Here is a 26,526-nt window from a genome sequence, read left to right as displayed (position 1 = left end):
TCCCTCGGGGCGCCCTTTTTCGTTGGGAGACCGCTATGAAGACCGCACTTGTCACCGGCGCCGCACGCGGGCTGGGCCGTGCCATCGCCGCCGACCTCGCACAAGATCATCATGTCGCCGTCACATGGCGCGGCACCAATCCGGCGAGTCTACTGGCCGACCATCCCGACATTGCCGCCTTCCAAGTGGACCTTGCAGACCCCGGTGCCACAGCAGCCCTGCCCCGGAAAGTCATCGACCGGTTCGGTCACCTCGACCTGATCGTGAACAATGCGGGCAGCATCCTGACCGATGATGCGGAAAACTACGACGCCAAAACGGTCGAAACCAACTTCAATGTCAACGTGAACGCCCCCATGGGGCTGGTCGCGGCGGCCCGCGACCACCTGCAACCCGGTGCCGCCATCGTCAACATCTCTTCGCAAAACGCCCGCATGCCTGCAATGATCGCGCACAGCTATTCCGCCAGCAAAGCCGCCGTCGACACCTGGACCAGGATCGCAGCCAAGACCCTGGGCCCGAAAGGTATTCGCGTGAACGCGGTCGCCCCGGGTGCCGTCAACACACCCGAAGCGACCAGACCAGAGGACGTGACCGAAATGATCGCAAAGGACACAGCACTCGGCCGACTTGCCACACCCGAGGATATCGCCGCCGCCGTCCGCTTCCTCGCCTCCGACTCCGCAGCAGGCATCACGGGCGTCATCCTCGACGTCAACGCAGGCTACCGTCTCTGACACACACCCGTCGTTTTCATCGTTGCTGATCGCCCGTTGCGGATACGCACATCAATTGGGCAAAAAACAACAACCCAAAATAGAATTTCAAAGCACTGAATTGACCTGAAATACAAATCATTGCGAAAAACCCGGAATCAATTTAATAATTAAGTATAAAAAGACGTATTTTTTACTTTTTTTGACTGGGGAAGGTTATGAAAAAGCTATTTGCGACTGCTCTTTTCTGCACTGTTTTTGCAAGTGCAGCATCAGCAGTTACCATCAACTTCGACGACTTTGACGAAGGCGACGTACTTGGTATCGGTACGAACCTTGGTGGTGGTGTTCTTGCCGACGTCACAGCAATCGGGGGCATCGCACAAGCGGTTGTGTTCGACACTGACAGGGGGACCGTCAGCACCGGAAATGACCCGGACTTGACGTCGCCCTTCACCAATGCCGAGGACAGCAGCGATCGGCGCGGCTTTGGAAATGCGCTAATCGTTCAGGAAAACGCAACCGGTGGCCCGGACGATGTTGTCGGTGGCTCGCTGGTCTTCAATTTCGACGCGCTGTGGTCTTTCGCGTCGCTGTTCCTGCTTGACGCTGAAGTGGGCACAAGTGCGACCCTCTTCAACGGAAGAGACGAAGTGGCATCGTTCACGTTGGACAGAAGCAACGAGTCCGAAACCGGCGGCAATCCAAACAACAACGAATTCACGTTGCTTGGCTTCGCCGGGGCTGTCGGAGACACGCTTCGCATCGACTTCGCCGGGTCAGGCGCCCTTGGTGAGTTCGAAGTCAGCGCTGTGCCGCTTCCGGCAACGTTGTCGCTGCTTCTCGCTGGGCTCGGCGGGCTTGTAGTGTTGCGGCGGCGCCAAACGGCCTAGACAAACTCGGAATACAAACGAAAAACACCGCAGCATCGTCTGCGGTGTTTTGTTTTGCGCTATTTACCTTGGGCCGCCTCAAGCGCAGGGAGGAACCGGTTTTCGTAATCGGACCCCACGAGCGGCCCCTGGTAGCGGAACAGCACTGTCCCCTCACCGTCCAGGATGAAGGTCTCGGGCGGGGCCGTGACCCCCCAGTCAATGGCCGACCGCGCCGCCGGATCAAATGCGACAGCGACAAAAGGATTGCCATCCTCATCCAGATACTGGGAGGCCGGCCCCTCGGTATCGCGGAAATTCACCCCGATGATCGGAATACCATCCGCCGCCATCTCCAACAGCTTCGGGTGCTCGGCCCGGCATGGCGGACACCAAGAGGCCCAGAAATTCACCAGCGTCACCTCACCCCGCGCCAGATCCCCTTCGGCAACAGGTGTGAAATCGGCCAATTGCGCATCCGTCAGCGGCGGCGCAAGTGCGCCCACACGAGTGGACGGCAATTTGTCCGGGTTGTCCCGAAACATACCCACCGCGGCCAGGGCCACGAAGCCCGCAAAAATCCCGATTGGCGCCAACATGAGCGGAGAGATTTTAGCCATCCCGCCCGCTCCGCTTTTCCACAGCATCCATCTCGGCCCGCACCCGACGGCCGCGCCACAGGGTCAGCACTACAATGCCCACCAAGAGCAGGATCGACACAGCATAGGCCGACAGCACGGCATCCGCGTATTTCCCAAGATCAGGCATCACGCACCCTCCGCATGCAGCCCGGCGCTGCGCGCCTCCCGTGCGATCAACGCCCGCGTCCGACGCAGTCGAATTTCGGTCCCCGTGCGGTACAGGACCAGCGCCAAAAACAGCAGGACAAAGCCCCCGATGCAAACCAGCAGCGGGAAATAGAATACGTCAGCCACGTTCTCTTCCTTGTCCAACGACAGCGACGCCCCTTGGTGCAAACCTTGGTTCCAGAACAGCACCGCATAGCGGCTCAATACGGCAAAGACGGTGCCCACCAGGCACAGGATCGAGGTCAGGTCAGCCGCCGTATCGGGGTCCTCGATCGCCTCCCACAAAGCCACGTAGCCAAGATAAAACAGGAACAGGATCAGAAAGGATGTCAGGCGCGGGTCCCACGCCCACCATGTCCCCCACATCGGCTGCCCCCAGATCGCGCCGGTGAACAGTGCAATCAACGTCATCACGATGCCCACCGGGGCCGCAGCTTTGGCGGCCAGGGCCGACACATGATGTCGCCGGATAATCCAGATCAGCGACGCCACCAGCATCATGAACCAGGCATTGATTGCCATCAGCGCTGCAGGCACATGCAGATAGATGATCTTGACGGTTGATCCCTGCCGGAAGTCATCCGGCGTGAAAAAGAACCCCCAGACCAGCCCGACAGCCAGGCATATTGCGGCCCCGGCCCACAGCCACGGCATAACCCGCTCGCTCAGGCGCAAAAACTTGACCGGATTGGCATATTCCCAAAGTGACATGGCTTGTTCCTAAACCCTCGCTTGTCCCTTCTCAATCGACATCAACGTTACCGCAGGTTCACCCGCAGCACAGCCCCTGCGGCAAATGGCATCGCCGCAAGCACGGCCAGAGTGATCCCGGCCAAAAGAAACAGCGGCGTATTGGGATCAAGGCCTTGCGCCGCCCGCCGCGCCGCCTCGGCCCCAAAGATCAACGTCGGCACATAAAGCGGCAACACTAAGAGCGACAACAGCAGCCCGCCTCGCTTGATCCCCACGGTCAATGCCGCACCAAAGGCCCCGATCATCGACAAGGCAGGCGTGCCAAGGGCTAGGCTCAACACCAAAACTCCATAGCCCGAAGGCGCAAGGTTGAGAAGCACACCCAACACGGGCGCGGCCAGAACCAACGGCAACCCGGTTGTCACCCAATGCGCTGCCGCTTTCACCGCGATGATGCCCTCCAACGGCAAGGGCGACGTCGCAAGCAAATCCAGTGCCCCGTCCTCCCAATCCACGGCCAACAACCGGTCCAAGGACAACAGGCAGGCCAAGAGAGCCCCCAACCACAACACTCCCGGCGCAATCTGGGTCAGCAGCGCAGATTGCGGCCCCACGCTGAACGGCACCAACACGACAACAATCAGGAAGAACGCGAGCCCCAGGCCAAAGCCGCCCCCGGCACGCAGTGCCAGCGCCAGATCACGGAAAAACAGCGCCCTCACAGAAACGCCTCGTCGGCCGACGCCACATGCGCCGCCGCCGCGCGAAAGCTCGACACATCCAACGTCTCGGCCTCGATCCTCAGATCGATATGCGTCGCCATCAACGCCGACCCGCCACGCGCCAAATGCCCTCGCACCGCATCAGCAAACAGCGCAACCGAAGCGGCATCCAAGGACACCGTCGGCTCATCCAGAACCCACACATCACGGCCCGTCACCATCAACCGCGCAAGACCCAAACGCCGCTTCTGCCCCGCCGACAACTGTCCAGCCCGGCGCTCCACCAAATCCTCCAGATCAAAGGCAGCCAAGGCAGGCGCAATATCCGATTGCCCAAACACAGACGCCCAAAACCGCAGGTTCTCGGCCACCGTCAATGCTGCCTTCAACCCATCCGCATGGGCGGCATAGGCGATCCTGTCTTCGGCCCCATGCACCTGCCCGGCCATCGGCACCTGCAAACCAGCCACGGTGCGCAACAACGTGGTCTTGCCCGACCCGTTCGGCCCCCGCAACACCAGCGCCTGTCCCCCCGGCAGGGAAAAAGACACACCAGCCAGCACCGGCACACCGCCACGGCCCACGGCCAGATCAGTGACTTTCAATTCCATGCCACAGCCGTAACCTATTGCGCGCAAGCACAAAACCCCGCGCGGTCCTTCCCTGTTTCAAAAAAATCCTCGGGGGGATGCGTCAGCATCGGGGGCAGACAGCCCCCTCTCCGCTCTCAAACAGGCAGAACGGCCAGCGCAATGCGCCGTCCTTCACTCAAAAGCATGTTATAGGTCCGTGCCGCCGACGGGGATGACATCACCTCGACCCCCAGACCGGCCCCCTCCAATTGGGACCGCAGCTCAGACGGAATATGCGCAATCTCTGCCCCGGTGCCCATAAACAGGACATCCACCTGCCCGGCCAGGTCAAGCAGCGGCTCAAGGTCATCATACCCACCCCAACCGCCGGTCCCGGTCGGCGCAGTCAACAAACCACCCTCTACGACCTTTCCGCCAATGCGGAAAAAGCCGGGGCCATAGCCCTCGACAGGCTGGGCGTCGGTATACGTGATCTCGTTAAGGCGCATGCCCCATCTCCCAAATCGGCAGGCCAAGAATAGCGGAAGCCGCAATGACGATATAGGCCACGGTGCGAAAAAGTCGCTCGGCCTTCGGGTCAAACAGCCACGCGCCCGCAACATTGGCGACCATGTAAAGCGGCACTAGCACCAGCCCGATCAGCACGGCCTGCGCGTCCAGCAATCCGAACACCACGAAGATGCCCAGCATCATCACGTCGATGCCCAGAAGGTACAAAAGAAAGTTGGCGCGGATGACAGCGATGGACTTGGCCGACGCCATGTACAGCAGGATGACCGGCGGCCCCGGAATACCGGCCAAACCACCCAGAAACCCGCCAAAGGTGCCGACCCCCGCAATCATGCGCGGCCCCATAGGCCCGGAATAGCGCCAGCCCGACAGCAAAGCGCCCAGCAGGATCAAAATGGCGACCGACACGCCCCAGCCGAACATCTCCGGCTCGACAAAGGACAAGGTCCACAGCCCAACAGGCAAACCGACAGCCACGCCCAGCAACAAGAATTTCGCTTCGTTCAGATCTCCGTCGCGCCACGCGGCGCGCAGGTTGGGCAACGGTCCCCACAGCTCGACCACGACAAGAAACGCAAGGGCGGCAAAGGGCGACAGAACCGAACTGGCCGCTGCCATGATGATCATGCCCGACCCGAACCCGGCAAAGCCGCGCACCAGTCCCGCCGCAATGATCGCCACCACCAGCCACCATAGACCGGGCAACGCCAGTGTTTCCGTGATCAGTTGCGCCATCATACCCTACGCTCGCAGCGTTGCGCGCTTGGGCCTAGGGCCAGTTTGGGAACGTGACTAAGCCAGGGAGGCTTCAAGCGTCCACATTCGCAAACTGGTTTCCCGCATTGGCATCCGGTTTGGACCAATCCCGCTTGACGCCCAACCACAACAGTATGGTCGATGCGACAAAGACGGAGCTATAGGTCCCCACGATCACACCCCAGATCATCGCAAACACGAACCCACGGATCACGTCACCACCGAGCACGTACAGCGAAATCAGTGCCAGAAGTGTGGTGACCGACGTCATAACCGTCCGGCTCAGCGTCTCGTTGATCGAGATGTTTAACACCTCGTTCAGCGGCTTCTTCTTGTACTTGCGCAGGTTCTCCCGCACCCGGTCAAAGACCACGACCGTGTCGTTCAGCGAATAGCCCACGATGGTCAGAAGAGCCGCGATAATGGCGAGGTCAAATTTGATCTGCAGCTCCGAAAAGACACCGATGGTAAGTATCACGTCATGCACCAGCGCGGCCACGGCCCCCAATGCAAATTGCCATTCAAAGCGCAGCCAGATGTAAATCAGAACCGCCCCGATGGCGAGGATCACGGCAATCGCCGCTGTCTGGATCAACTCACCCGACACTTTCGGGCCCACGGATTCCACCGACACAAATTTGATATCGGGCACTGCAGCAGACAGCGCGGCCTGCACGTCACGAATGGTCTCAGGCGTTACCGCCTCTTGACCTTCTTGCGCCTGGATACGGATCATCGCCACGTTCTGATCGGCGTCAAAGGTCGGGTCAAACACCTCGGTGATTGAAATATCTCCCAGCTCCAGCACAGCCATCGCGTCGCGGTACACACCGATGTCGACCGGTTGCGTGCTTTCGGTCCGCACCGTGGTGCCCCCCCGAAAGTCGATGCCAAAGTTCAAACCCTGAATGGCAAAGGACGCAAAGCCCACCACCATCATCAACGCCGAAATACCCAGCCACAGCTTCCACCGGCTAAAGAAATCGAAATTGGTGCCCTGTTTGACCAGCTTCAGTCGCATCTTACACCTCGATTGTCTTGGGGCGGCGGCGTTCAAACCACATCACCACCATCAGCCGCGTCACGAAGATCGCGGTAAACACGGACGTCAAAATGCCCAGACCCAGCGTGATCGCAAAGCCGCGCACCGGCCCAGAGCCCATGGCAAACAGGATCACGGCCGTGATGAAGGTCGTTATGTTGGCATCCAGAATGGCCGACAGCGCCTTCTCGTACCCAAGCTCAATCGCCCGCGCAGGCCCCCGCGCCGACTTCAACTCTTCGCGTATCCGCTCGAACACCAGCACGTTGGCGTCCACTGCCATACCGACGGTCAACACGATGCCCGCAATCCCCGGCAAGGTCAGCGTGGCCCCAATCATGCTCAAAAGGCCAAAGATCAAACCAATGTTGATGATCAGCGCGATATTGGCAAACAGCCCAAACAGACCATAGCTCAGCCCCATGAACACCAGCACCGCGGCAAAGGCGATCATGGTCGCGATCTTGCCCGCATCAATGCTGTCCTGCCCCAGTTCCGGCCCAATGGTCCGTTCCTCAAGGAAGGTCAGCTCTGCAGGCAAAGCCCCCGCACGCAACAGAATGGCAAGGTTCGTCGATTCCTCGACATTGAAGTTGCCGGTGATGATCCCCGACCCACCCGGAATATGGCTCTGGATCACAGGGGCGCTCACCACCTCATCATCCAGCACAATGGCAAAGGGCGACCCAATATTCTCGGCCGTGTAGTCCCCAAACCGACGCGCACCCGTGGTGTTGAATCGGAACGACACCGCGGGGCTGCCATTCTGGTCAAAGCTCGGCTGCGCATCCACCAGATCCTCGCCCGTCACAACAGGCGCGCTCTCGATGACATAAAACAGACCCGGCTCGTCCAGCGACGGCACCAGCTTGTTACCAATGCCCGGCGCGGCATTCTCGTCCGAGGTCCGGTTCACAACCGGGTTGAACGTCAGCTGGGCCGTGGTGCCAATGATCTCTTTCAACTCGGCGGCTGATCCGATGCCCGGCACCTGGATCAAAATCCGCTGCGATCCCTGCCGTTGGATGGTCGGCTCCCGCGTGCCGACCTCGTCAATCCGTCGGCGCACAATCTCCAGCGATTGCTGCACCGTCCGCTCGTCGCTTGCCAGCTTTTCCTCGTCGCTCAAGCTGACAACAATCACGTCTGCCCCATCGGCACGGACCACAATGTCATTCGCGCCCACACCGGTCAGGGTTTGCACCGGCTGCGCCAACGTCCGCACCACCTGCAAGGCACGCTGCAAGCCCGCAGGCTCGCCAATGCGAATGCGCAGCTCGTCAGATGCCGAAGGCTGCAATCGGATGGTGCCAATGGTCGCCCGCTCAGGGCGCAGAATATCCCGGATCTCGGGCCAGCTCGCCTCCATGCGGCTTGCATAGACATCCTCGACCTGCACCTCGGCCAGCAAATGCGCCCCGCCCCGCAGGTCCAAACCAAGGTTCACCAGCGCCGACGGCATAAAGCCCGGCCACTGCGCCAGTATCTCCTGGTTCTCGGGCGTATCAGCGCCCAACTCGATGGCCTGCGCGGCATCATTGTGCTGCTCAACCCGGGTATAAAACCCGTTCGGCAGGGCCAGGATCAGGCCAAGCGCACACAGCGCCCAGATCAGAACCCGTTTCCAGCTCTCGATCTGAAGCATTACTTCGCGGGCTCGGTCTTGTTCAGAACCTGCGCGATGGTGGATTTGACGACGCGCACTTTCACGCCCTCGGCCAGCTCCACCTCGACCTCATTGTCTTCCTTGACCTTGGACACTTTGCCGATCAGGCCACCTTGGGTGACGATCTGATCACCCCGGCGCAGTTGCTCCACCATGGCGGCATGCTCTTTGACTTTCTTTTGCTGAGGGCGGATCAGCAAGAAATACATGATCGCAAAGATCAGGATCAGGGGAATAAACTGGCCGATGGCTTCCATGGGAATTGTCCTTGGTCTTGGGGCGGATTCTAGGCCCGCTTCAGAGTTTGGCAGAACCTATGGGCGGGGGCGGGTCAGCGCAAGGCACAAAGGGGTTTTCAGGGGCGACAGATCATCCCGACAATGTCAAAAGTCTTTTGCCCGACGCACATTCGCGTCAGAATGGTGGGATGGAGACGACCACGCTGACTATTCCTATGCCCCCATCACTGTTCTGGGGCTTCATTTCTCTCGCATCCATCGCCGGAGCGTCATGGCTTGTTTTTTCGATCTTGCCGGGACAGCAACGCGACCTGCCTTTCCTGACATATTTGCGCGAAAGGCTGGGTGTCCGAAGCATGCCTGTGTGGTCATTTATTCTTGGCACAGTCTTGTGGGTGGGAGTTGTAACGATCCTGACTGCCGGTCTTTTGGGTTTGATAATCGACGTTCTTTCAAACGCTGTCCCGCGTCGACAGGTGCCAAACGGCGTTTGGGAATTTCGATTCAAACTCGTGCAGCTGACGGCCCTGACAACTGTTATCGGTGCAGCGATCGCACTGCCGCTCACCATGGCACGCCTCAGATTGACGCGGCGCACAAACAAAACGGCTGAGGATGCATTGTTCAATGACAAGATCAATGAGGCGACCAAGGGGCTCTACGCCCGCAGGCAAGTGAGCAAGCCAAACGCAAATGGCACCTATCAAGACCTTTGGGAAGACGACATAGTCCAACGCAATGCGGCAATAGATCGGCTTGAAGGGCTGGCGAAGGAAGACCCAAAAGAAGTTTCCCGCATCGCCCGCTTGCTTTCTGTATATGTCCGCGAACTCAGCAAAGAGTTTCCGCCCAAAATTCGAGACGACGAGCAAACGGACAACCCAAAAGTAAATTGGGCCAGAAACCTGTCTCCGGTTCGGGCAGACATGGAAAAGTCGGTGCAAACACTTGGCAGGCTAAGCCGAATATCAGACACGCCACTGCGAGATGGCGAGTTCGACTTGCGGGGGTGCAACTTGCAAGCCTTTGACCTCACAGGGGCGCAGCTTGAGCACTGCCTTTTGTCCGGGTCGAGCCTTCAGGGCGCAAAATTGGTCGAGGCGCAGCTGCATGGATCGGACCTGTCATTCGCCCAGCTTGAAGCGGCGTATCTTGTGGACGCTGACTTATCGGAAGCCAATCTGTTCATGGCAGATTTAAGGGTCGCCGCCCTGAACGATGCCAACCTGCAAAACAGCCATTGCTTCAGAACGGGTTTCGACGGGACCAATCTGTCTGGCGCTCTATTTCAACACAGCTCGCTTCAAGGCGCATCTTTCCACGGCGCCATTGTGAAGGAAACTTGGTTCCAAGGGGCGAAGATGGACAGCATCAAACTCTACGACATGTTTTTGCGTCACCCGAGTCAGGTCTTTGATCGCTCAAATCAAATATCCGGAGCAGCGTTGCGGAACATTGATATGCCTAAACAGCAGATTTCTGAGTTACCAACTGATCTAGTGTTCGGAGACGCCTCTGTCGTTCTCCCATCCGGTGTTTGCCCTGGTGACGACGGTTGGCCACCGCACTGGCCGGACCAAAAGCTAAAGGGTGATGCGTTTGAAAGACAATGGCGCGCTTGGCAAGAAACCTTGCCCGTAGGATGGCAACAAGGGAATGCATAAAACCCAAACACCAAACCTTTCCTAGTCCCTAACACCCCTCCCCAAACCTTAACGCCCCCCAAAAGTTAACCAAACTCGCCAACCCACCACCTACCGAAACACGCACTTTCCCCCGCAAAACGTGCGGTTTCCCCAATCCTTACTCAAAACCCCACATATCCACCCCATCAAAACACGCAGTTTCACCCCCAAACATCGCAGTTTGCCCGCAACTCCCCCACCGTACACTACCTTAACCTCTTGGCCCCCGCCCCCTGATCGGGCATAGGGGCGGCACCGTAAATTCTGTTCAAAGGATCAGACCAATGCACGACATTCGCGCCATTCGCGAGAATCCCGCCGCCTTCGACGCCGCTCTTGCGCGCCGTGGGGACGCTGCGATGTCGTCGTCTCTGCTCGCGCTGGACGAGGCCCGCCGGGCCAAGATCCTCGCCGCCGAAACCGCGCAGGCCGAACAGAATAAAGCATCCAAGGAAGTGGGCGCCGCCAAGGGTCGTGGGGACGAGGACGAGTTCCAGCGCCTCCGCGCCTTAGTATCTGAAAAGAAAGCGGAAATCGCGCAGATGCAAGAGGAGGCCAAGGCGCTCGACGCCCAGCTGACCGACGCATTGGCGCGCATTGCCAACCTGCCTGCAAGCGACGTACCGGACGGCGCGGACGAGGATGACAACGTCGAAATCCACCGTTGGGGCAACCCGCAAAACTTTGATTTCGACTCAAAAGAGCATTTCGATATCGCGGGCGTTACGGCCTCGATGGACTTTGAAACCGCCGCCAAGACCTCCGGCAGCCGCTTCGTTATGCTCAAAGGATCGGTCGCCCGCATCCACCGCGCGCTGGCGCAATTCATGGTCGACACCCATGTCGACAAGAATGGCCTAACCGAGGTGAACAGTCCCGTACTCGTCCGCGACGATGCCATGTATGGTACTGATAAACTTCCAAAATTTGGCGAAGACAGCTACCGGACCGAGGACGGCATGTGGCTCGTTCCAACCTCCGAAGTGCCCCTGACCTACACGGTCGCCGGCGACATTCTGGACGAGGCCGCCCTGCCCATCCGCATGACCGCGCACACCCTCTGCTTCCGCTCCGAAGCGGGCAGTGCGGGTCGTGACACGGCAGGCATGTTGCGTCAGCACCAGTTCGAAAAGGTCGAGATGGTGTCGATCACCCATCCCGACGCCTCCGAAGATGAGCAGAAGCGCATGCTAGGCTGTGCCCAAGGTATCCTCGAAGCCCTTGAAATCCCTTACAGAACCGTCGTTCTCTGCACGGGTGACATGGGTTTTGGCGCACGCCGCACCTACGACATCGAAGCGTGGTTGCCCGGCCAGAACACCTATCGCGAGATCAGCTCGGTCTCGACCACCGGCGACTTCCAGGCCCGCCGCATGAACGCCCGGTTCAAGCCTGCAGATGGCGGAAAACCACAGTTCGTTCATACACTTAACGGCTCTGGCCTTGCCGTGGGTCGCTGCCTGATCGCCGTGCTGGAAAACGGACAGCAGGCCGATGGTTCGGTTTCTCTGCCTGTGGCGCTGACCCCCTATCTGGGCGGCAAGTCAACGCTGTCAGCAGACGGAACGCTGACCTAAATCTTCAAGGAGCCGGGGCGGTAATCGCCCCGCTTCTGCCTGCGTTCGTCGACCGAAGCATGAATTTCCCATTTAGAAAGAGGGCCTTGGCGCCACTTCTTCAACAAGGACCATCCCGTGTCGATATCCGCGTCCGCCAGTGGATCAGGGTCGCTGGGTGGAAACCTTGTGCCCGGTTCAAGCGTCAAACGCCCGGCCCCCTGCACCACCCAATCCAGCGCAATCATCGACAATGGTTGGGCCGCACCCGATCCACCCACGATGCTATGATCGCCCACGAACCAAATCTGCTGATAAGGGCGCAGCGGCCCGGTATCCCCGTGGTTCAGGCCTTTGTCTCCGTCCAGGTTGTCCCACTTCGCAGGCCTGTACATCATCCGCCGTTCGTCCAGCGCCAGGGCATGTCGGGCCGATTGCACAAGGCTGGACAGCGCCATGTCATGGAACTTGTACTGCCTGTTCCACATGGACGCGATTGGCCCCAGCAGTGACGGGGGAATGCCCCGCGCGCCCACAGTATCCCAGACGCCAAGGTATGAAATCTCGACCAATCGGGAGGTATCGTTGCGCCATGCCAAGTCGCTGACAGACGTACCAAATTTCGGCGACATCGCGCGCCGTGCTTCGCGGATATGAGGGGTGTCGGGGTGATTGCGCTTACCCCGTTTGCGATAAAGGTCGAATGCGGCATTCACACCCTCGGTGCTTGTATCGGTAATGATCCCGCACTTGCGGATCATCCCCGCGACCGACCGCGCTGTGAATGCGCCCCTTGAAAAGCCGAACAAATAAATTTCGTCCCCTGCCTGATAGGCTTGAGCCAGAAACTGATAGGCCTGCTTGACCTTGGCATCGAGACCCCAGCCGAACGCCCCGCCGCCCCACCTGTTCAGGAACTTCTTGACCGGGCCATCGAACCGACGGTCAGTGCCAATCCCGGCAAAATAGGCGGCCACTTGTTCCTTGCTCGGATCGTTGACAAGCGCGCGTTTGAGTTTGTGCACGCTGGTGGGTTCTTGCATATCGGGAGAGTTCCATGTCCCATCACAAAAGATCGCAATGCGTGTCATATCTATTCAAGTCCTTGAAATACAGTCGAAAGCACTAATGTATGACGACAAGGTTACTGGCCTTGTGAAATTTGTAAACGGTGGAAAACCATGCCTGTGGTTGTGCTGATCCTTGCCCTGGCCTTTGCAGCGTCCCCATTTTGGGTGCCGGGGTTCGGGGGGTTTGACGCCGATCAGTTCCCGATCCCGCAGGTTGATCCGCCGGTACAACCCGAAGGGTACGCGTTTGCCATTTGGGGCGTGATCTATCTCTGGCTCATCATTGGCGCGGCCTTTGGCGCCCTGCGCCGCTGGACTGCGCCGGACTGGGCGGAGATGCGCATCCCTCTTGCCGTGTCGCTGGCGGTTGGCAGCATTTGGTTGCCTGTGGCTGTGCGTAGCCCTGTCTGGGCGACCATATTGATTTGGGTGATGTTGGTCAGTGCGTTGATCGCGCTTTGGCGCAGTCCTCGGCTTGACCCTTGGGCGGCCGCCTGGCCTGTTGGGCTTTATGCAGGGTGGCTAAGCGCAGCCAGTTGCGTCGCTTTGGGCTTGCTGCTGGCAGGGTACGGATTGACATCCCAGCAAACGGCTGCGTGGCTGATGGTGGCTACTGCGGTCGCTCTGGCATTCATAGTCCAAAACGCGCTGGGTCGTGCGCCAACTTATGGCATTGCCGTGATCTGGGCCTTGGTGGCCGTGACCGTTCAGAACGGGTTTGACCTGCGGTCTGTGGGCGCACTGGCGCTGCTTGGGTCCATCATCATGGTGTACCCGGTGATCCAGTCTACGACACAGAAAACATAGTATCCCCGCGGGGACAGCTTTGTTTTCAACACCTTAGGTGCTTTAAACTTGGTTAACGCACTAGCTGCGTCGCCCTTCGGTGTGTTTGCGCAGCTTTGACGGCCCTGCCTTCTTGCGCCCCTTGTACGGGTTTGCATCATTTTGCCCGCGCATGAACAAACGGATCGGCGTACCGGGCATGTCAAAGTCCAGTCGCAAGCCATTCACGAGGTAGCGATTGTAGCTTTCGGGCACCTTGTCGGGGTGCGAACACATGACGACAAACCCCGGCGGCCGGGTCTTGGCCTGCGTCATGTAGCGCAGCTTGATCCGCTTGCCCTGCGGCGCGGGTGGCGGGTGTTGTTCCAACATGCCCGTCAGCCAGCGGTTCAGTGCCGCCGTAGGCACACGGCGGTTCCAGACGTCGTAGGCACGCATGATGGCGCCATGCAGCCGATCCAATCCACGTCCAGTTTTGGCCGAGACGGTAACAAGCGGTGCACCTTTGAGTTGCGGCAACAGCCGTTCGAAGCTCTCTTTCAGCTCTTTCAGCTTGGCTTGTTTGTCGTCCTCGATATCCCACTTGTTAATGGCGACAACGACGGCCCGCCCCTCACGCTCAGCCAGATCGGCAATGCGTAGGTCCTGCTGTTCAAAGGGAATGGCCGCATCAAGCAAGACCACCACTACTTCGGCAAACTTCACGGCGCGGAGACCGTCGCTGACAGACAGTTTTTCCAGCTTTTCCTGCACCTTGGCCCGCTTGCGCATGCCTGCGGTATCGAAGATGCGCATGGGCGTGCCATCCCAATCCGTGCGCAAACTGATCGCATCGCGGGTGATCCCCGCTTCCGGGCCCGTCAACAGGCGATCTTCGCCAACGATCTGGTTGATCAAGGTGGACTTGCCCGCGTTCGGTCGCCCCACAACGGCAACCTGCAGGGGCTTGGCGTTGGTGGGCTGCGGGACGTAATCGGGATCATCTTCATCCTCGTCCACGGTTACATCTGTTTCCGGGGCCTCTTGGGCGTTCTTTTCTTCGTGGAGATCCGCCAAGGGTTGCAGTTGGGCATAGAGATCGTTCAGCCCTTCACCGTGTTCGGCAGACAGGCGGATTGGTTCCCCAAGCCCGAGCGAGAACGCCTCAAGCACCCCTGCATCTGCGGCGGATCCCTCTCCTTTGTTCGCAGCCAGCAGCACGTGGTCCGCCCGCTTGCGCAGGATGTCAGCAAAGACTTCGTCCGTGGGTGTCACACCTGCCCGTGCGTCGATCATGAACAGGCACACATCGGCCATGTCCACGGCGCGCTCGGTCAGCCTGCGCATGCGGCCCTGCAGGCTGTCGTCGGTCGCTTCCTCAAGCCCGGCCGTATCAATGACGGTAAAGCGCAGGTCAGCCAGCCGCCCGGCCCCTTCGCGCAGGTCGCGGGTCACACCGGGCTGATCGTCAACCAAGGCAAGGCGTTTGCCCACAAGGCGGTTGAACAGCGTGGACTTGCCCACATTGGGACGTCCGACAATGGCGAGGGTCAAGGTCATGAGGTTTGTATCCGAAAGATCAGATCGCGCACATAGACCATTCGCGCGCTCACTTAAAGGGGGGCGGTTTTGACTTAGCGATAAGCCAGCAATTGGCCCTTGCGGGACACGACGTACAGGGTTTGGCCTGCCACCACGGGGGCTGTGGTCGCCCCGCCGGGAATTTCCGTCCGACCTGTAAGCCCGCCCGACACCGGATCGAAGCTGCGCAGTGTTTCGTCCGAGGATGCAACCAGCAGTCGACCACCCGCCAGAACCGGGCCGTGATGTGCAAACACTTCGGATTGACGCAAAGGGCGATCCTTTACGAAGTTTGGCAGGCGCGTGCCCCAGACACGGGTTCCGTCCTCGGCGTTCAGGCGCACAAGCTCGTTCCGGTCGGAAATCAGGAAAACGCTTCCTGCCACTGGCAACACGGTATCAATTGCCCCTTCGGCGCTGGTCCAGATTGGTGCGCCGGACCCGGCATTCACTGCAACCGTACGACCGGATTGGTTGCCCGCATAGATAACGCCATCCTTGGCAATGGGGCGACCAGTGACATCGTCGACCTTGGCCAGCGCACGGCCCTGCCGTTCACCCAGCACCGATGCATCCCAGCGGCGCAGGCCACCCTGACGGAACACCGCCTGCATTTCGCCTGAGCCAAAAGAGAATACCGCCAGACCATCCGTCACGATGGGCGCAGGCCCACCCAAGACGTTTGTGCGGGTCTCAGAACTGCTGACCTGCCACGCGATGCGGCCACTGTCTTTCTCCAAAGCCCAGCCAGTGTCGTCCCCGGCCATAACATAGACGAGATTTTCAAAGGCGGTTGGGCGCCCAACGCCGATGGCTTCCAGTTCCTGTTCCCAAATCGTGCCGCCCGTTTCGACATCAAGGGCGGTCAGCGTGCCCAGGCCGCTTGAGACAAACAAGACATTGCCATCAACGGCAAGACCACCGCCCGTTCCTTCGCCACTGTTGGCGCGATCCGTCAGGATGTCCCGTTGCCACAGGACCTGGCCAGACGTGGAAACCGCCGTAACCGTCGTTTCGGCATCAAGAGTGAACACACGTCCACCCGAGACGACCGGGTCGGCAACGATGCGGTGTTTGCGGCTATCGCCCTCGCCGATATCAACGGACCAGATCGGCGTCAGCGTCTGTCCCAGTTGCGGATGATCGGTTCGAAATGCAGGTGTGCCAAAGCTTTGTGCCGCATCGGTGTTTGCGACTTGTGGCGGAAGGGCGATGTCACGCGCGGCTTCAGTCAACGCCTCAGCCTCGGCAGTGTCGGCCGTCAAGACGGCGGACACAGGTTCGCGTTTGCCCGGCAGAATGATCTCCCGCTCGGAACAGGCCGCAACAATCGTCAGCGCCACGGTTGCCAACAGGATACGTTTACGGGTGTTCCAAACCATACCCAAATCCCCCATCGTCCGGCCCATCTTGCTTATTCTCCAGCGGTCTCTGTGGCTTCTGGCGCGCCGCCCAGCGCCACCATTGCCTGTAGGGCACGACGTTGCAAGCCCGGGGTCGCCTCGGCATCATTCATGATGGACTGGAAGCGGGCGATGGCCGCATCTCGGTTGCCGGTTTCGATATCGATCAATGCAAGCTGTTCTTCGGCCAGAAGGCGCATACGAACGCCCGGAACGGCCAATGCCTCGAACCCCTGACGGCGCGTATCTGCATCCTGCGTTTCACTTTGCAACATCAGCGATTTGAAAGTGGCGATCTGGCGATAGATCAGCGGCAGCTCGGGCGATTGTGCAATAGGTTGCAAGGTCTGGATCGCATCGTCCGCGCGACCTGCTTGCGACTGCGCACCTGCTGTCATGAATGCGAGGACCGCGGCGCCTTCCGCCGTGTCGGCCGTAACCCCGGTCAGTGCGTCGGCGCGCGCGTCATCTTCGTTTGATGCCAATGCGGCCAGCATTGCGTCACCCAGCGCTTGTGCGTTGGATTCTGCCTGCGCCCGGCGGTATTCATTGAAACCCGCAGCACCAACGATGCCCACAATCACGATGGCTGCAATCCAGCCATAGCGACGCACATAGCCATACAATCGGTCGCGACGCACCTCTTCGGTGACTTCGTCAATAAAGCTGTCGGTATCACTCACGCCCGCGCTCCCAATATCGTGGCGGATTGGCTCCGCCTCACCCTTGTTTTCCGAGCCGTCTTACAGGGATGCCGCGCCCAAGCCAAGAGCATGCATCCGCTGCTTGCACTGCGTCAATTGGGCATCATTGCGATGCCGCTTCAAAAAAAGTAATCTGAACTGGTTAGTTTAGACGTATGAAACTCTATATAGCACCCGACCCGCCGTCACGTTTTGGGTCATTGGTCTACCAAGGAAGAACACAAGATGCGGATTGTTTCGATGATCTTGGCCATTGCAGTTGGCGCAGGATTGTATTTTTGGGTCATTGAACGTGAGTCGACTCTTGCCTTTATTGCCGAATTGACCGGCGGGGCGGAAACAGAAGTCGAGGAAGTCGCAGAGGAATTGGCCCCTGCGGAAACTGAGGATGCGGCTCAGGATACCGACGCGTTGATCAAGGTCGTTGTGCGCAAATCTCTTGCGCGCGAAATCGACAACGCGGTCACATTGCGTGGCCAGACACAAGCCGCCCGCGAAGTTGAAGTACGGGCCGAAACGTCATCCACCGTCATCTCTCCACCGCTGCGCAAGGGCGCGTTCGTCGAAGCGGGTGAATTGATGTGTCAACTTGATCCCGGGACCCGTGCATCCAGCCTTGCAGAGGCGCGGGCGCGTTTGGCCGAGGCCATCGCCAGCAAGGCCGAGGCCGAAAGCCGCGTGCCCGAAGCCGAATCGCGGGTGATCGAAGCGCAGGCGCGCATTGATGAGGCAGTGGTAAACCAGAACGCGGCCCGCAGGCTGAGCGAGGGTGGCTTTGCTGCTGAGACGCGTGTGAAAAACGCCGAAGCAGCCCTGGCCGCCGCCGAAGCAAGCTTTGAAGGGGCCAAGGCCAGTGTAGTTGCCGCCAAATCCGGGCTTCAAAGTGCCGACGCCGCGATCGAAAGCGCGGCTGCATCCATCGCCACGGCAGAGAAGGAATTGGAACGGCTCGACATCCGTGCGCCTTTCGCGGGTTTGCTGGAAAGCGACACGGCAGAGTTGGGTACGCTGCTGCAACCGGGATCGCTTTGCGCCACGGTTATTCAACTTGATCCTATCAAGCTGGTTGCGTTTGCCCCCGAGACCGAAGTCGCGCGCGTCGCCGTCGGTGCCGCCGCTGGCGCGCGCCTTGCGGCTGGCGGCAGAGAGGTCACTGGCAAAGTTACATTCCTAAGCCGTTCTGCTGACGAAACCACCAGAACCTTCCGGGTTGAGATCGAGGTTCCGAACGCCGATCTGAGCATCCGTGACGGGCAGACGGCAGAAATCGCCATCTCAGGCGCAGGCACCAACGCGCATTTGCTGCCCCCATCTGCGCTGACCTTGAGTGAAGATGGCGTGTTGGGCTTGCGGACGGTTGATGACGCTGGCCTTGTTGCTTTCAACCCGGTCAATGTCGTGCGCGATACCGCACAAGGTATCTGGCTGACCGGATTGGCTGATGAGGTCAATGTGATCGTCGTTGGACAGGAATTCGTGACGGCGGGCGTGACAGTCGCGCCCACTTATCAGGAGCAGACCCAATGACCGGTATAGTCGACTGGGCCGCGTCACGAGCGCGAATGGTTGTAGCCTTTATCTTCCTGTCCATTCTTGCAGGCGGCTTGGCCTATGTCGTGCTGCCCAAGGAGGGTGAACCAGATATTGAAATCCCAACTTTGGTGATTTCACTGCCCTTCCCCGGCATCTCTGCAGCGGATTCGGAACAGTTGCTGATTCAGCCCATGGAAACCGAGTTGTCCGACCTTGACGGTTTGGATCGAATGACGTCCACGGCGGCCGAAGGCTACGCCAACATCGTGCTGGAGTTCGAGTTTGGTTGGGACAAGACCAAGGTTCTGGCTGACGTTCGTGATGCCATGGACAAGGCCGAAGCGGATTTCCCGGATGGGTTCGAACAATACACGGTCGATGAATTCAACTTCTCCGAATTCCCGATCATCATCATCAACCTGTCCGGCCCTGTCCCTGAACGCACAATCGCGCGGGTCGCAAAAGATTTGCAGGACGACATCGAGGGGCTTGATGCTGTTCTGGAAGCCAACCTTGTAGGCAACCGCGACGAGATGGTCGAAGTCCTGATCGACCCGCTGCGGCTTGAAGCCTACAATGTGACGGCTGGCGAATTGATCAATGTGGTTCAGAACAACAACCAGCTGATTGCAGCTGGCGAGATTGAAACTGCGCAAGGCGCATTTGCCGTCAAAATCCCGTCGTCCTTCGACGAGGCGCGCGACATTTATGAACTGCCGGTCAAGACGAACGGCGACCGCGTCGTAACGCTGGGCGATCTGGCCCAGATCAACCTGACATTCGAGGACCGCGACTCAACAGCCCGCTTCAACGGAAGCGACACCGTGGCCCTGCAAGTGGTCAAGCGGAAGGGTTTCAACCTGATTGACACCGCGAGCGAAGTGAAGGTGCTGGTTGATGAAAAGGCCGCTGAATGGCCAGAAGGATTGATTGCCGCCGTCGAGGTTGGCACGTCCAACGACATGAGCCGAGAGGTCGCGTCGATGGTCGGTCAGCTTGAAGGGTCCGTCCTGACTGCGATTGCGTTGGTCATGATTGTCTCTCTTGCTTTCCTTGGACCGCGCGCCGCGACGCTTGTGGGCTTTGCCATTCCGACGTCGTTCCTGCTGTGCTTTGTGCTGCTGGCAATCATGGGGATTTCGATTTCGAACATCGTGATGTTCGGTCTGATCCTCGCCGTAGGTATGCTGGTCGACGGCGCCATCGTTGTTGTCGAGTACGCTGACAAGCGGCAGCAGGCCGGTGTCGGTCCGATGCGATCCTATGTCGAGGCTGCGAAACGGATGTTCTGGCCTGTTGTTTCATCTACAGCGACGACGCTTTGTGCGTTCCTGCCCATGCTGTTCTGGCCCGGCGTGCCAGGGGAATTCATGGGCATGCTGCCTGTAACGCTGATCTTTGTTCTGTCAGCATCACTGATCGTTGCTCTTGTGTATCTGCCTGTTATGGGCGGTGTTCTGGGTCGCATCATCCAGGCACTCGGTAATGCAAACATCAGTATCGCAGGCATGCCAATTTTGGCCCATCTGCTGTTTTTCTGTGTGGCGGCCGCAATGATGGCCGGTCTCACCGCCATTCCGCTACTGCTTGAAGGTGCGGGCACCGCATTTGCCATGATGGACCAGCAAGAGATTTGGCGCTCCGTGCTGCCCACATTCCTTGATGTCTTCATGTTCGGGTTGGGCATGCTGATATTGGCCGCTCTGGGCTTTGCCGGCGCGATCATGGCGCTCCTGTCCGTCACGGCCTTGTTCCTGCGCTTGGGATTGGGTGTGAACTCGGGCGTTCGCAAGGTCTTTGGCACGCGTAACCGCAAAGTGCACGCGGGCTATCAGCGGTCGACGTTCGGTTATGTCATTCAAGGCATTGTCGGAAACCCGGTGATGCCGCTTGTGATGATTGGCGTTGTGTTTGTCTTTGTCGGCACCACGCTGATCTATTTCATCAACAACAACCGCGGCGTCGAGTTTTTCGTCGAGACGGAACCAGAGCAAGCCATTGTCTACGTACTGGCGCGCGGGAACATGTCACTGGACGAAAAGGACGCGCTGCTGACGCAGGCCGAAGAGATTGTGCTGGGCCACCCAGGCATCAAGAGCGCCTTTGCCTTTGCGGGTGCGGGCGGGTTGAACGCCAATACCGGCGGAGCGCAGTCGCCCCGTGACACTGTTGGTCAGATCCAGCTTGAAACCATAGCGTGGGAAGACCGCCCTGACGCCTCCGAACCCTGGTTTACCATCCCGTTCACTGACTACACGGTGATGCGCGAGATCAAGGCAGAGGATTTTGACGGCAACACCGTGCTGGACGAGTTGTCGGTTGAATTGGCACAGATACCGGGCATCCGGGCAGAGGTTTTTCCACTGTCACAAGGGCCGGCCTCGGCCAAGCCTGTGCATCTCAGGATCAAGGGGGACAATTGGGAGGACCTGGTGCAAGCCGCAGGTGCGGCGCGCGCGCAGTTCGATACGCTGCCCGGGCTGACGCGCATCGAAGATACACGCCCCCTGCCCGGCATCGACTGGCAGATCGACGTGGATGTTCAAAAGGCGGGTCGCTACGGGGCCGATGTGGCAACCGTGGGCGCAATGGTACAGTTGGTGACCCGTGGCCTGTTGCTGGACACGATGCGTGTCGACACGTCTGACGAAGAGATCGAGATCCGTGTCCGCTTGCCCGAGGATGATCGGGTGCTGTCCACGCTGGACACGCTGAAAGTGCGTACTGCGGATGGACTTGTTCCCCTTGCCAACTTCATCACCCGCACCCCCGTGGCCGAACTGGCGCAGATCAGCCGTGTGGATCAAAAGCGCTATTTTGACGTGAAGGCGGATGTGCTGGACGGTCTGCAGAAAGTTGTGCGAACAGTGGATCAGGATGGCGCACAGGTTGAACAGATCGTTGCAACCGTTCGACCGTCAAGCGTCGCGGACCTGACGGCAAATGGTCTGGACTACGGGATCTTTGCGGCAACGCCTGAAGGCCGGTCACTGGATCTGCAGGCTGGTCTGAATGCAGGTGAGTTCCGCCTGATCCCGGTCAATCCCAACGAGCGTATTGCAGAGTTGACCAAGTGGATCGACACCGCCCCCTTCCCGATCGGTATCGACAGCGAATGGACAGGTGACCAAGAAGATCAGGAGGAATCGGGTGCCTTCCTGATGCAGGCCTTTGCCGGTGCGCTGTTCTTGATGTTCATCATCCTGCTGGCGCAATTCAACTCGATCTACAACGCGCTGCTTGTTCTGGGCGCTGTGGTTCTTTCCACGGCAGGGGTGCTGATCGGTATGCTGGTGATGAACCAGCCGTTCTCGATCATCATGACCGGCACGGGCATCGTCGCGCTTGCGGGGATCGTGGTGAACAACAACATCGTGCTGATCGACACCTATCAGGAGTACGAGAAGTACATGCCGCGGATCGAGGCCATCATCCGCACGGCGCAGGACCGTATCCGACCAGTGCTGCTGACAACGGTCACTACTATGGCTGGTCTTGCCCCGATGATGTTCGGCCTGTCGCTCGACTTTGGTGGCGGCGGCTATACAATCGACAGCCCCACTGCGCTGTGGTGGAAGCAGTTGGCCACGGCAGTTGTCTTCGGCCTTGGCATTGCGACGGTGCTGACCTTGGTTGTCACCCCCTCACTGCTCGCAATTCGGGTCTGGATCGTCACATATGTGCGTTGGATCAGCCAATTGCTGGCCAAACTGTCAATGGGCCGCGCCAGCCGGGCTGCACGGGACTGGGCGTTGACAAGGGACACGCGCACGGTCGGCAACCACGAACTGGTCTGGGATTTCGGCGATGAACCAAGCCACGCCGAGGCGAGGCTGTCACAGTCGTCCCTTGGGACCACGTCTCTGAAGGCGGCAGAGTAAGTTCAAAAAACTGTCGGTGGCATGCGCTCGAATGCCACCGGCACGCCGTTTTTTGCCGGAGTCGTGATCCTTATTGCCCGCATCACGTGTGGGAGTATTTTCATGTTCCGATTGATCTACCGATAACGACTTTGCCATCTGTTTGGTGCTTTTTTGCTGCGTTGACAGCTCCCAGCTTTGCCGTTCAGCCGATCACTGACACAGATCGCTGCGAGATCACGCTGACACGTCGCTCCCCACTGACCCGTGAAGGGATACTTATGTGGTTTGATGACGCGCTGGATGATCAGGCAGACCACATGCGCGCCAAATGGAATGACTGCTGGGATTGGAGCATGGCGGGCAAGTTCCGACGTCAGGCCGTAGCCTTGTCATAGTCCACTGGTCAGGCGGGTGCCTCATCCGCCTGTTGGCGATACCAAAGCTGGGCATATCGACCATCACTCGCAAGCAATTCGTCATGCGTGCCGGTTTCGACGATCTCACCCTGCTCCAGCACGATGATCCGATCTGCCTCCGCAATAGTGCTGAGGCGATGGGCGATGGTCAGCACCGTGCGCCCCTGCCCTGCCGCATGCAACGCGTCCTTGATATCCTGCTCCGTCTCGGTGTCGAGCGCGCTTGTCGCTTCGTCCAGCAGCAGGATGGGCGGGTTCTTGAGCAGAGTCCGGGCAATGCCGACACGCTGCTTTTCGCCGCCAGATAGCTTCAGGCCCCGTTCGCCCACGGTCGTGTCATAACCTTCGGGCAGTGCATGAATGAAATCGTGGATCTGGGCGGCTTTGGCAGCGGCTTCGATCTCGTCGTGGGTGGCGTTGTCGCGCCCGTAGGCGATGTTGTATCGGATCGTGTCGTTGAACAGCACGGTGTCCTGCGGCACGACACCAATGGCTGCATGCAGGCTGTCTTGCGTGACATCGCGCACGTCCTGTCCGTCGATCCGAAGTGCCCCGGCACCCACATCATAGAAACGGAACAAGAGCCGACCGATGGTCGACTTGCCCGAGCCGGTCGAGCCCACGATTGCCACTTGCTGCCCTGGCTCCGCCGCAACGGACACACCTTTCAAGATGGGTCGCGCCGGATCGTAACCGAAATGCACATCATCCAATTCAATACGCCCACCCGTGACGTTGAGGGCCTTGGCGTTTGGAGCATCCACGACCTCGGCAGGTTGTTCCAACAGATCGAACATCTCACCCATATCCACAAGCGCCTGCCTGATCTCGCGGTAGACCGTACCAAGGAAGTTGAGCGGCATGGTGATCTGGATCATGTAGGCGTTCACCATGACGAAATCGCCGACAGTCAGCGTGCCATTCTGAACACCGATGGCTGCCATGACCATCACACCGACAAGGCCGGATGTAATAATGACGGACTGACCGAAATTGAGAAACGCGAGCGAATAGCTGGTCTTGAGCGCCGCAGTCTCGTACCCTTCCATTGCCTTGTCGTAGCGGCCAGCTTCGCGTGCTTCGGCGCCAAAATACTTGACCGTTTCGAAGTTGAGCAGACTATCGATAGCTTTTTGGTTGGCGTCGGTATCTTGCTCGTTCATGACCCGCCGCAGCTTCACCCGCCACTCGGTCACCGCAAATGTGAACCAGACATAGAGGCCAATAGTCACGGCTACGACGACCAGATACCAAATATCGAACAGGATGGTCAGCACGACCCCGATCAGCAGAAGCTCCAGGATCAGCGGCCCGATTGAGAATAGAAGGAAGCGTAGTAGAAATTCGACCCCCTTTACGCCCCGTTCGATGATGCGGCTTAGCCCGCCGGTCTTGCGTGTGATGTGATAACGCATCGACAAGCGGTGGATGTGCTGGAATGTCTCCAGCGCCAACATGCGCAAGGCACGTTGGGCCACGCGAGCAAAGATGGCGTCCCGTAGCTGCTGAAAGCCAACGTTCATCAGGCGCGCCACGCCATAGGCCACGGTCAAACCGATGGCACCCAGCGCAAGATCGGAAACGCCTTCGCCCCCCAGCACGTTCACGGCATCGCGGTAGAGGATGGGCGTGTAAACCGACACCAATTTGGACAGCACCAAGGCCAGCATCGCGAGTACAACACGTTGCTTTACCCAAGGCTTGTCATCTGGCCAAAGGTACGGTGCGACCTTGCGGATCGTGCGCATCCCCGAGCTACGCTCGGCCTGGCTCACATCCTTGTTCGGGTCATTGGTCGGGGTTGTCGGATCAGCGGGTGCAGCCGAAGCCGATGTGTCTGCGGGCATAGAGAGAAGTTCCTGACGTTCAGGTTTAACTATCTAAGACACGGACGCCCGACTTGCCAGCGCCAGCACGCGAATGCCGTATTAATTGGGGAGCGCAAAGACCTGACCTGGGAAAATCAGGTCGGGGTTGCGGATGCGGTCGCGATTGGCCTCGAACACCTGCACATAAAGCGTACCCTCGCCATAGCGATCACGCGCAATCGCCCATAGCGTGTTGCCCGCTTGAACGGTAATCTGCGTCGCTGGTGCGTCCTCACCGTCAGCTTCCGCCAAAACCTCGGGATCTTCGCGTCGAAACGGCGTTTCAACCCGGCTTGTCACCTGTCCGGCGTCATTCAGCTCGTCCACGCGCAGCGTGTACGTGCCCTTGTCGATCTCAGGCAGTTCACCTTTCCATCTGCCATCTTCGCTGACGTCGATATCGGCAACAGGCGTGTTGTTGACATAGACCCTTACAGCCTCTGCCTCGGACTGCGCACGCCCGGCAAGTTCCACATCGCCGGTGTCAGAATAGCTGATGCTGTCCAGCGCGATGTTGTCCAGCGCCTCAGGCGCAACGTTGCCCAAAACCTCCACACCTTCGGCGGTCGATTTGAGAACGGTCACTTGGGTCTCAGGTTCCGAAGCGCTTGCGCCTGTCTCCGCTGAAACGGAGGGTACCGCGTTGCTGTCATCGGGCGCCACCTCATCGGATACCGGTACCTGCGGTTCCTGAACAGGTTCAACCTGAGCAATGTCTTCGCTGGGCGCTGCGGTGGATGCCGGTGCTGTGATCGCTCCTGCGACATCGGCCTCAACAGATGTCTGCTCGGCCACCGAAAACGTTGACTGGTCTGTGGGTTCGGCTGCAATCACGTCCTCGGTCTGAGGTTGCTCCGGCGCGCTTTCGGCTTCGGCCAAAGCTTCGGGTGCCGCAGGTTCTGCTGATTTGGGCGTGGGTTGCGCTTGCGGGGCGAGGATCACCTCGTCCACCGATGCGATCTCATCCTGACCAACACGTTGGACGACCGTCAACACTTGCGTCTTCGGGCTTGGTGGAAGGATGGTGATTGCTGCAAAGCTGCCGCCATCATCTGTTGTGGTTTCCGTGTTTTCTGTCCCATCCAAAAACACAGCCACCTTGCTTCCAGGGGCCGCACGACCAGCGATCACCATCAGCCCGTCTGGTTCGACCCTCACCTCGTCAATAGAAGGTGGATCGGGTTGCAAAAGCTCCTTTGGTTCTGGAGCGACCGCCGGCTGCACTTCGGTTGTTTGTTCGACCTCAGTCGTTTCAGTGACACCGGTCTGCGGTGCTTGAACCGTGTCAGATCGGTTCGCGTTGATGTACAGCCCAGCACCGACTGCCGCCGCAACGACGACAATCACAGTACCCGCCAAGGCGCCGTTCGATCCGGCAAATGCCGACCATTTGGACATGTTCACCCTTTCCACCGCACCGGTTGGCCCGGTTTCGTTGCGCTTGCATAACAGGCAGCGCTATAG

24 protein-coding genes are annotated in these 26,526 nt (G+C 59.1%); 8 read left to right on the top strand and 16 right to left on the bottom strand.

Annotation, left to right across the window (positions count from 1 at the left end):
- The first annotated feature begins 35 nt into the window (after window positions 1-35).
- Together AC53L6_RS16705 and AC53L6_RS16700 are read left to right on the top strand one after the other, a co-directional pair.
- Complete coding sequence (locus tag AC53L6_RS16705; protein WP_496908673.1) at window positions 36-737, top strand: SDR family NAD(P)-dependent oxidoreductase; 702 nt, start codon at window positions 36-38, stop codon at window positions 735-737.
- 197 nt (window positions 738-934) lie between these two features.
- Entirely contained in the window at window positions 935-1,609 is a 675-nt protein-coding gene (locus AC53L6_RS16700) for a VPLPA-CTERM sorting domain-containing protein (protein ID WP_496908672.1), read from the top strand.
- Between the two features lie 59 nt (window positions 1,610-1,668).
- Here AC53L6_RS16700 and AC53L6_RS16695 read toward each other — a convergent pair whose 3' ends face one another.
- The 10 genes from AC53L6_RS16695 to yajC all read right to left on the bottom strand — a co-directional run bounded on the left by AC53L6_RS16695 (window position 1,669) and on the right by yajC (window position 8,636).
- On the bottom strand, window positions 1,669-2,208 hold the full coding sequence (locus AC53L6_RS16695; protein WP_496908671.1) for a DsbE family thiol:disulfide interchange protein: 540 nt from the start codon (window positions 2,206-2,208) through the stop codon (window positions 1,669-1,671).
- Window positions 2,201-2,356 (bottom strand): heme exporter protein CcmD, encoded by a 156-nt coding sequence (ccmD, locus tag AC53L6_RS16690; RefSeq protein ID WP_496908670.1) that lies wholly within the window; start codon window positions 2,354-2,356, stop codon window positions 2,201-2,203. The genes AC53L6_RS16695 and ccmD overlap by 8 nt, the downstream gene beginning before the upstream one ends.
- Complete coding sequence (locus tag AC53L6_RS16685; RefSeq protein WP_496908669.1) at window positions 2,356-3,108, bottom strand: heme ABC transporter permease; 753 nt, start codon at window positions 3,106-3,108, stop codon at window positions 2,356-2,358. Before AC53L6_RS16685 ends, ccmD begins: the two co-directional genes overlap by 1 nt.
- Window positions 3,109-3,155: 47 nt before the next feature.
- Entirely contained in the window at window positions 3,156-3,812 is a 657-nt protein-coding gene (gene ccmB / locus AC53L6_RS16680; protein ID WP_496908668.1) for a heme exporter protein CcmB, read from the bottom strand.
- On the bottom strand, window positions 3,809-4,423 hold the full coding sequence (ccmA, locus tag AC53L6_RS16675) for a heme ABC exporter ATP-binding protein CcmA (protein ID WP_496908667.1): 615 nt from the start codon (window positions 4,421-4,423) through the stop codon (window positions 3,809-3,811). Before ccmA ends, ccmB begins: the two co-directional genes overlap by 4 nt.
- 116 nt (window positions 4,424-4,539) lie before the next feature.
- Window positions 4,540-4,893: an Mth938-like domain-containing protein gene (locus tag AC53L6_RS16670; RefSeq protein ID WP_496908666.1), complete on the bottom strand. Its 354-nt coding sequence runs from the start codon at window positions 4,891-4,893 to the stop codon at window positions 4,540-4,542.
- Complete coding sequence (locus tag AC53L6_RS16665) at window positions 4,883-5,653, bottom strand: TSUP family transporter (protein ID WP_496908665.1); 771 nt, start codon at window positions 5,651-5,653, stop codon at window positions 4,883-4,885. Before AC53L6_RS16665 ends, AC53L6_RS16670 begins: the two co-directional genes overlap by 11 nt.
- A 70-nt stretch (window positions 5,654-5,723) precedes the next feature.
- Window positions 5,724-6,692, bottom strand: coding sequence for a protein translocase subunit SecF (secF, locus tag AC53L6_RS16660; protein WP_299206744.1), 969 nt, complete (start codon window positions 6,690-6,692; stop codon window positions 5,724-5,726).
- A 1-nt stretch (window position 6,693) separates the two neighbouring features.
- Complete coding sequence (secD, locus tag AC53L6_RS16655; protein WP_299206746.1) at window positions 6,694-8,358, bottom strand: protein translocase subunit SecD; 1,665 nt, start codon at window positions 8,356-8,358, stop codon at window positions 6,694-6,696.
- Window positions 8,358-8,636: a preprotein translocase subunit YajC gene (yajC, locus tag AC53L6_RS16650; protein ID WP_299206748.1), complete on the bottom strand. Its 279-nt coding sequence runs from the start codon at window positions 8,634-8,636 to the stop codon at window positions 8,358-8,360. Before yajC ends, secD begins: the two co-directional genes overlap by 1 nt.
- 59 nt (window positions 8,637-8,695) lie before the next feature.
- On the opposite strand from yajC, the gene AC53L6_RS16645 reads away from it, so the two are divergent.
- Together AC53L6_RS16645 and serS are read left to right on the top strand one after the other, a co-directional pair.
- Window positions 8,696-10,282, top strand: coding sequence for a pentapeptide repeat-containing protein (locus AC53L6_RS16645; RefSeq protein WP_496908815.1), 1,587 nt, complete (start codon window positions 8,696-8,698; stop codon window positions 10,280-10,282).
- 305 nt (window positions 10,283-10,587) lie between these two features.
- A complete protein-coding gene (gene serS, locus AC53L6_RS16640) occupies window positions 10,588-11,880 on the top strand; it encodes a serine--tRNA ligase (protein ID WP_496908664.1) in 1,293 nt (430 codons plus the stop codon).
- Here the strand turns inward: serS and AC53L6_RS16635 are convergent.
- The gene (locus AC53L6_RS16635) at window positions 11,877-12,950 is read right to left on the bottom strand and encodes a T6SS phospholipase effector Tle1-like catalytic domain-containing protein (protein ID WP_496908663.1); all 1,074 of its coding nucleotides are present in this window, start codon (window positions 12,948-12,950) and stop codon (window positions 11,877-11,879) included. The genes serS and AC53L6_RS16635 overlap by 4 nt on opposite strands.
- A 90-nt stretch (window positions 12,951-13,040) precedes the next feature.
- Here AC53L6_RS16635 and AC53L6_RS16630 point away from each other — a divergent pair, with 90 nt between their 5' ends.
- Entirely contained in the window at window positions 13,041-13,736 is a 696-nt protein-coding gene (locus AC53L6_RS16630) for a TspO-related membrane protein (protein ID WP_496908662.1), read from the top strand.
- A gap of 60 nt (window positions 13,737-13,796) precedes the next feature.
- On the opposite strand, the gene der is transcribed toward AC53L6_RS16630, so the two are convergent.
- The 3 genes from der to AC53L6_RS16615 all read right to left on the bottom strand — a co-directional run bounded on the left by der (window position 13,797) and on the right by AC53L6_RS16615 (window position 17,361).
- Entirely contained in the window at window positions 13,797-15,254 is a 1,458-nt protein-coding gene (gene der, locus AC53L6_RS16625; RefSeq protein ID WP_299206757.1) for a ribosome biogenesis GTPase Der, read from the bottom strand.
- 74 nt (window positions 15,255-15,328) lie between these two features.
- Complete coding sequence (locus tag AC53L6_RS16620) at window positions 15,329-16,657, bottom strand: outer membrane protein assembly factor BamB family protein (RefSeq protein WP_496908661.1); 1,329 nt, start codon at window positions 16,655-16,657, stop codon at window positions 15,329-15,331.
- A 32-nt stretch (window positions 16,658-16,689) separates the two neighbouring features.
- The gene (locus AC53L6_RS16615) at window positions 16,690-17,361 is read right to left on the bottom strand and encodes a hypothetical protein (RefSeq protein WP_496908660.1); all 672 of its coding nucleotides are present in this window, start codon (window positions 17,359-17,361) and stop codon (window positions 16,690-16,692) included.
- Window positions 17,362-17,607: 246 nt separating this feature from the next.
- On the opposite strand from AC53L6_RS16615, the gene AC53L6_RS16610 reads away from it, so the two are divergent.
- From AC53L6_RS16610 to AC53L6_RS16600, 3 genes are all read left to right on the top strand, one after another.
- On the top strand, window positions 17,608-18,909 hold the full coding sequence (locus AC53L6_RS16610) for an efflux RND transporter periplasmic adaptor subunit (protein ID WP_299206763.1): 1,302 nt from the start codon (window positions 17,608-17,610) through the stop codon (window positions 18,907-18,909).
- A complete protein-coding gene (locus AC53L6_RS16605; RefSeq protein ID WP_496908659.1) occupies window positions 18,906-22,796 on the top strand; it encodes an efflux RND transporter permease subunit in 3,891 nt (1,296 codons plus the stop codon). The genes AC53L6_RS16610 and AC53L6_RS16605 overlap by 4 nt, the downstream gene beginning before the upstream one ends.
- A 161-nt stretch (window positions 22,797-22,957) precedes the next feature.
- The gene (locus tag AC53L6_RS16600; protein WP_496908658.1) at window positions 22,958-23,173 is read left to right on the top strand and encodes a hypothetical protein; all 216 of its coding nucleotides are present in this window, start codon (window positions 22,958-22,960) and stop codon (window positions 23,171-23,173) included.
- 8 nt (window positions 23,174-23,181) lie between these two features.
- Here the strand turns inward: AC53L6_RS16600 and AC53L6_RS16595 are convergent, their stop codons facing one another.
- Together AC53L6_RS16595 and AC53L6_RS16590 are read right to left on the bottom strand one after the other, a co-directional pair.
- A complete protein-coding gene (locus AC53L6_RS16595; RefSeq protein WP_496908657.1) occupies window positions 23,182-25,041 on the bottom strand; it encodes an ABCB family ABC transporter ATP-binding protein/permease in 1,860 nt (619 codons plus the stop codon).
- Window positions 25,042-25,122: 81 nt separating this feature from the next.
- On the bottom strand, window positions 25,123-26,460 hold the full coding sequence (locus AC53L6_RS16590) for a LysM peptidoglycan-binding domain-containing protein (protein ID WP_496908656.1): 1,338 nt from the start codon (window positions 26,458-26,460) through the stop codon (window positions 25,123-25,125).
- Window positions 26,461-26,526: the final 66 nt, after the last annotated feature.

It is taken from the genome of Tateyamaria sp. LSS28 (assembly GCF_059611725.1).
Note: the sequence above shows the minus strand (reverse complement) of the source record. Positions and strands in the feature narration are given on the sequence as shown.

Bases quoted from the DNA above. Each gene is read 5' to 3' on its own strand.
- AC53L6_RS16705 (WP_496908673.1), top strand. From the start codon at position 36: ATGAAGACCGCACTTGTCACCGGCGCCGCACGCGGGCTGGGCCGTGCC.
- AC53L6_RS16700 (WP_496908672.1), top strand. From the start codon at position 935: ATGAAAAAGCTATTTGCGACTGCTCTTTTCTGCACTGTTTTTGCAAGT.
- AC53L6_RS16695 (WP_496908671.1), bottom strand. From the start codon at position 2,208: ATGGCTAAAATCTCTCCGCTCATGTTGGCGCCAATCGGGATTTTTGCG.
- ccmD (WP_496908670.1), bottom strand. From the start codon at position 2,356: ATGCCTGATCTTGGGAAATACGCGGATGCCGTGCTGTCGGCCTATGCT.
- AC53L6_RS16685 (WP_496908669.1), bottom strand. From the start codon at position 3,108: ATGTCACTTTGGGAATATGCCAATCCGGTCAAGTTTTTGCGCCTGAGC.
- ccmA (WP_496908667.1), bottom strand. From the start codon at position 4,423: ATGGAATTGAAAGTCACTGATCTGGCCGTGGGCCGTGGCGGTGTGCCG.
- AC53L6_RS16670 (WP_496908666.1), bottom strand. From the start codon at position 4,893: ATGCGCCTTAACGAGATCACGTATACCGACGCCCAGCCTGTCGAGGGC.
- AC53L6_RS16665 (WP_496908665.1), bottom strand. From the start codon at position 5,653: ATGATGGCGCAACTGATCACGGAAACACTGGCGTTGCCCGGTCTATGG.
- secF (WP_299206744.1), bottom strand. From the start codon at position 6,692: ATGCGACTGAAGCTGGTCAAACAGGGCACCAATTTCGATTTCTTTAGC.
- secD (WP_299206746.1), bottom strand. From the start codon at position 8,358: ATGCTTCAGATCGAGAGCTGGAAACGGGTTCTGATCTGGGCGCTGTGT.
- yajC (WP_299206748.1), bottom strand. From the start codon at position 8,636: ATGGAAGCCATCGGCCAGTTTATTCCCCTGATCCTGATCTTTGCGATC.
- AC53L6_RS16645 (WP_496908815.1), top strand. From the start codon at position 8,696: ATGGGCGGGGGCGGGTCAGCGCAAGGCACAAAGGGGTTTTCAGGGGCG.
- serS (WP_496908664.1), top strand. From the start codon at position 10,588: ATGCACGACATTCGCGCCATTCGCGAGAATCCCGCCGCCTTCGACGCC.
- AC53L6_RS16635 (WP_496908663.1), bottom strand. From the start codon at position 12,950: ATGACACGCATTGCGATCTTTTGTGATGGGACATGGAACTCTCCCGAT.
- AC53L6_RS16630 (WP_496908662.1), top strand. From the start codon at position 13,041: ATGCCTGTGGTTGTGCTGATCCTTGCCCTGGCCTTTGCAGCGTCCCCA.
- der (WP_299206757.1), bottom strand. From the start codon at position 15,254: ATGACCTTGACCCTCGCCATTGTCGGACGTCCCAATGTGGGCAAGTCC.
- AC53L6_RS16620 (WP_496908661.1), bottom strand. From the start codon at position 16,657: ATGGTTTGGAACACCCGTAAACGTATCCTGTTGGCAACCGTGGCGCTG.
- AC53L6_RS16610 (WP_299206763.1), top strand. From the start codon at position 17,608: ATGCGGATTGTTTCGATGATCTTGGCCATTGCAGTTGGCGCAGGATTG.
- AC53L6_RS16605 (WP_496908659.1), top strand. From the start codon at position 18,906: ATGACCGGTATAGTCGACTGGGCCGCGTCACGAGCGCGAATGGTTGTA.
- AC53L6_RS16595 (WP_496908657.1), bottom strand. From the start codon at position 25,041: ATGCCCGCAGACACATCGGCTTCGGCTGCACCCGCTGATCCGACAACC.
- AC53L6_RS16590 (WP_496908656.1), bottom strand. From the start codon at position 26,460: ATGTCCAAATGGTCGGCATTTGCCGGATCGAACGGCGCCTTGGCGGGT.